5 protein-coding genes are annotated in these 4894 nt (G+C 29.2%); all 5 read left to right on the forward strand.

All coding sequences use genetic code 11. The annotated features are described in order from the left end of the window. Positions 1 to 501: 501 nt before the first annotated feature. The 5 genes from E6A48_RS02625 (at position 502) to E6A48_RS02645 (ending at position 4699) form a co-directional block, all read left to right on the forward strand. Positions 502 to 1353: an ankyrin repeat domain-containing protein gene (locus E6A48_RS02625; protein ID WP_219708425.1), complete on the forward strand. Its 852-nt coding sequence runs from the start codon at positions 502 to 504 to the stop codon at positions 1351 to 1353. 533 nt (positions 1354 to 1886) lie between these two features. Further along, positions 1887 to 2237, forward strand: coding sequence for a tRNA-binding protein (locus tag E6A48_RS02630; protein WP_014933545.1), 351 nt, complete (start codon positions 1887 to 1889; stop codon positions 2235 to 2237). Between the two features lie 95 nt (positions 2238 to 2332). Beyond that, positions 2333 to 3187 carry an AAA family ATPase gene (locus tag E6A48_RS02635; RefSeq protein ID WP_219708427.1) on the forward strand — a complete coding sequence of 285 codons (855 nt, stop codon included), beginning with the start codon at positions 2333 to 2335 and terminating at the stop codon, positions 3185 to 3187. Continuing rightward, on the forward strand, positions 3180 to 3869 hold the full coding sequence (gene thiE / locus E6A48_RS02640; RefSeq protein ID WP_219708429.1) for a thiamine phosphate synthase: 690 nt from the start codon (positions 3180 to 3182) through the stop codon (positions 3867 to 3869). Before E6A48_RS02635 ends, thiE begins: the two co-directional genes overlap by 8 nt. Further along, on the forward strand, positions 3836 to 4699 hold the full coding sequence (locus E6A48_RS02645) for a thermonuclease family protein (protein WP_219708430.1): 864 nt from the start codon (positions 3836 to 3838) through the stop codon (positions 4697 to 4699). Before thiE ends, E6A48_RS02645 begins: the two co-directional genes overlap by 34 nt. Positions 4700 to 4894 lie beyond the last annotated feature (195 nt).

The raw sequence follows: 4894 nt of genomic DNA on the forward strand, positions 1-4894 counted from the left end.
CTTTATATGTTTGGAATATATAAAGCTAAAATAATATCTATGTTTTCGTATATATAAAAAGATATAGTTCATTAAATGTAGTTCTTTTGGTTCTTTTATACCAATAAAAGAACTGGGGGCTACCCTACGGGCACGCTTCGCAGGGGGCAAAGCCCTGCAAATAATAAAGAACTTATAAATGTTATTGTTCTTTTTCCCGCAGCTCGCGGTGCGGACTTCGTCAAAGTTTTCGCCCTTCTGGCACGCTTCGCGAAAGTGCAATTATTTTAGCTTTGTATGTTGTTAATATATATAAATGAATGTAAGATAATATCTATATTTTATAGATAAAGCTATATTTTATAAAATGCAGTTCTTCGCAAAGCGTATCCGAAGGATATAAGCTTCTTTTATACCAATACCGAGTAGATGCCTATCGGCAAAAGAAGTGGGTACTGCACGCTGTGTACTTCGTTAAGGGCAAAGCCCAAGATATTAAAACTAAAATATAATGGAGGCAGTATGAAAAAGAAAAAAGATGTTGAGTTAATAGAAGTTATTAAAAAGAATGATTTTGATAGAATAAAATTTTTAATATCAAATGGTGCTGATGTTAATATAAAAAACAGATATGGTAATACTCCTTTAAATACAGCTTCAGGATTTGGTTATTTTGAAATTGTTAAATATTTGATAGAGCATAATGCTGAAAATACTGATGCTTTGGTTATGGCTTCTATGAACGGACATGAAAAAATAATGAGCTATTTAATAGAGCAGGGAGCTGATGTTAATATTCAAGATGAAAGAGGCGAAACTGCTTTAATGAGTGCATCGAAAAATGGGCATTATAATATTGTTAAATATTTAATTAATAATGGAGCTGAAATTGATATGAAAGACAATGGATATCAAACGGCTTTGATGTATGCAGCAAATAATGGGCATTTGGAAATTGTTAAGTATTTAATCGATAAAGGGGCAGATGTTAATAATGAAAGTAGAGATGGTGATACTGCTTTAGTATATGCTTCAGAGAATGGACATTTTGAGGTGGTAAAATATTTAATAGAAAAAGGAAGTGATGTAATAAATCATAGCAGTGCTTTATGGTATGCTTCAAAAAATTGTCATAAAGAAATAGTTAAATTATTAATAGATTCTGGTGCAGATATTAATTTAAAAAATATATCAGATGTTACTGTTTTGATACTTGCTTCAATGAATAATCATTTAGAAATAGTAAAATTATTAGTAGATTCAGGAGCTGATATAAATGTTAAAGATGAAAAGGGTAGAACTGCTTTGAGATATGCTGTGAAAAATGGGTATTCAGAAGTAGCGGAATTTTTAAAATCAAAAGGGGCTAGATGATTATATTTTGTAATAGAAGTTTTTTATTCAACTTTTTCCCGCCTTCGCTGTGCGGACTTCGTCAAAGTTTTCGCCCTTCGGGCACGCTTCGCGAAAGTGCAAACTTTTAACTTTATATGTTGGAATATTTGTAGATGCAATATAATTTGTTTGTATTTTATCTAAAAATGCAGTCCTTTTGCTTCTTTGGGTCACGCCACAAGGGCACTTCCTTCGGTCGCCAAAAGAAGTGGGGGTTATCAATTTTTTGTTGTTCTTTTTTCCGTAGCTATGCGGTGCGGACTTCGTCAAAAGAACCAAAAAGTGCAATTATAAGAAAGTACATTGGTAGACAAAGCCCTACAAAATAAAAAATATATTCTTACCTTTATAAATTTTAATAATGATTGAAAAATATCAGAATAATATTATCTATACAAAATACAACTTTATTTTTTTTGACAAAATATAACTGTTTCAGTATAATAATTAATATTTATTTAGTAAAATCTTTAATCAAATAAAAAATTAATAATTTATAAACGGATTTATTTATGGAAAATAATATTAAAAATGAAACTACTTTTGATAATTTCCTTTCACTTGATATTAGAGTAGGTACAATCATAGAGGCAGAGGATTTCCCAAAGGCCAAAAGACCAGCATACAAATTAAAAATTGATTTTGGAGAATTGGGTATAAAGGTGTCATCTGCTCAAATTACAAAACTCTACAAAAAAGAGGATTTAATCGGAAGGAAAATTATTGCTGTTGTGAATTTCCCAAAAAAACAAATTGCTAACTTCTTTTCTGAATGTCTTGTTCTTGGTGCTGTAAAAGAAAATAATGAAGTTGTTTTGCTTAGCATTAATGAAGAAGCAGAAAACGGCACTCCTATAGGCTAATTTTTTAACATACTAATTATAATTTGACTTTTTGTATAATTGATTTATCATTATAGCCAAATACATTTATTAAATATTTTTTATTAGAGGAAAATATGGAAAAGATAAAAATAGAGAATGTAGAGCTTATATTATCTCACCCAGATAATTTAAATATAAAATGGACAGGACAAAATGATTTAGTAAGGCAGATAATGGCTTCTTGGCATATAATATCTGAAGATGACATACCACTAAACCCTAGAATTGTGGGAAAACCTGGTGCTGGAAAAACTACTCTTTCTTATTATGTAGCTAAAGAGCTTCTTAAGAGAGATGTTTATATATTTCAATGTACAGTGGATACTAGACCAGAGGATTTAATAATAATACCTGTAATATCAGAAAATAACACTATAAGCTATCATGCTTCGAGTTTGGTTACAGCGATGATTAAGGGTGGGGTTGCTATACTTGACGAAGGAAACAGAATGAGCGAGAAAACTTGGGCTTCACTTGCTCCGCTTCTTGATGACAGAAGATATGTTGAAAGTGTGATTGCGGGTATAAAAATTAAGGCTCACCCAGATTTTAGAGTTATAGTTACAATGAATGATGATGCGAGCACTTTTGAGCTTCCTGAATATATACATTCTCGTTTGCAGCCTACAATAGAGCTTCCTTTTCCAGATGTTAAAGAAGAGTATGATATATTAAAAATGAATCTTCCTTTTGCTGATGATGAAATATTAAAAATTACTGTTGGTTTTTTACAGAAGTCGCATATACATAATGCTTCTTTTTCTGTGAGAGATGGTATTAGTATGGCAAGATATGCTATGAAGCTTTATAACAGCAATATTGCTCATAGTAAAGATTCTGCTTTTTTAATAGCTTTAAAATCTGTGCTTGGAAATGAAGGTATTAGAATATTATCGCTTAATATTGATGAGAATAACAAAGATGAATAATTTTAAAAATTTAAAAAACAAAAAAGAGAAAAGAGATTATTTAAAAGAGAATTATTTTAATAAGTCTATATACTGCGTTACTGCTGAAGATTTTTCTAAGGGCAGAAATAATATTGAAGTAGTAGGCTCTATGCTTGAGGCGGGAATAAAGATTATTCAATATAGAGAAAAAGAGAATCCTAAAAAATATATGCGTGAGAAGTATGAAGAGTGCGTTAAGATAAGAGAGATGACAAAAAAGAGTAATGCATTATTTTTAGTAGATGATTATGCTGATTTGGCTTTGGCAGTGGAAGCTGATGGGGTGCATATTGGGCAAAATGACATGCCAATAGAAGTTGTTAGAAAGATTGTTGGCAATAATATGATTATAGGGCTTTCTACAAAAAATATTGATGAGGCTAATGAGGCTTTTAATAGCAGTGCTGATTATATTGGGGTTGGTCCTATATTTGACACTAATACTAAGATTGATGCTAATAATGCTGTGGGTGTTGAGTATTTAGATTATATTGCTAAAAATATTGATATGCCTTTTGTTTGTATTGGCGGCATTAAGCTTAACAATATGGATTTGCTTATAGAACATAATGCAAAATGTTTATGCATGCTTACTGAGATTGTTGCTTCTGATGATATTAAAAATAAATGCGAAACTTTAATAAAAAAAATGCTCTCTTAATAATAATTATTTCATTTATTTTTTTATTTGCTATAAGTAATTTTTTATTTAATGATAAAGAAACGTTATTTGTAGATGAGGCTTCTATTGAGGCATTTATTAAAAACTCTAATACTCAAATAATATATGATTATATAAAATTTAGAGAAGATGTTTTTGTTGTTGGTGATAATAATAAAGATTATATAAAAAATGTTTTTCCAAGTTCTAAGTTTATAAGCGAGTTTCATTTTAGAATATATTCAAGATTAAGAAAAAATGTATTATGTTTTTTTAGCGATGATAGTCTAATAGAATATGCGTATAAAAACAATATAACCTATTATAAAGTTGTATTAGACATTAATAGTATAAATAAAAATGAGTATCTTACATTAAGAGATTCTAATAATTCAAAAATATTTTTATCTGTTACAAATAATAATTATACTGAAAATAATATTGATAAAGATTTGATAAAAGTTTTGGACGGCGACACTATAACATATAATAATAATGTTTACAGGTTTATAGGAATTGATGCTCCAGAATTAGAACAAGTTTACGGAAAAGAGGCTAAAGACTATGTTTCTAATTTAATAAAAAACAGCGAAAAAGTGTCTATGCTTGTTTCTTCTTATGATATATTTGATAGAATATTATGTCATGTTTTAATTGATGATGTGCCTTTGGCTTATTATATGATAGAAGAAAAGCTAGCGAAAGAAACTGTATTAAAATATGGGGATAATGGTTTTAGTGAGATTGCTAGTAATATAGTTTATTTGTCGAAATTTCAGGGTAGGCGAAAGTTTACAGACCCAGCTAGATACAGAAGAGAGAGACGTTAATTTTGTTTAGCATTTTTTAACAAAAATAAATAGTTTATACTAAAAATTTTTAAGTTTGTTAATTTTTTTGTTGTTCTTTTTCCTGCCGCAAAAAGAACCAAAAAGTGCAAGTGTTTTATCTTTGTATGTTTGAAATATGTATAAAATGTAAGATAATACTATATTTTAAGCTATAAAATACAGTCCTTTTGCTTC

Origin of the sequence: Brachyspira pilosicoli (assembly GCF_019402445.1) — a bacterium.
In the GTDB taxonomy this organism is placed as follows: Bacteria; Spirochaetota; Brachyspiria; order Brachyspirales; family Brachyspiraceae; genus Brachyspira; species Brachyspira pilosicoli_B.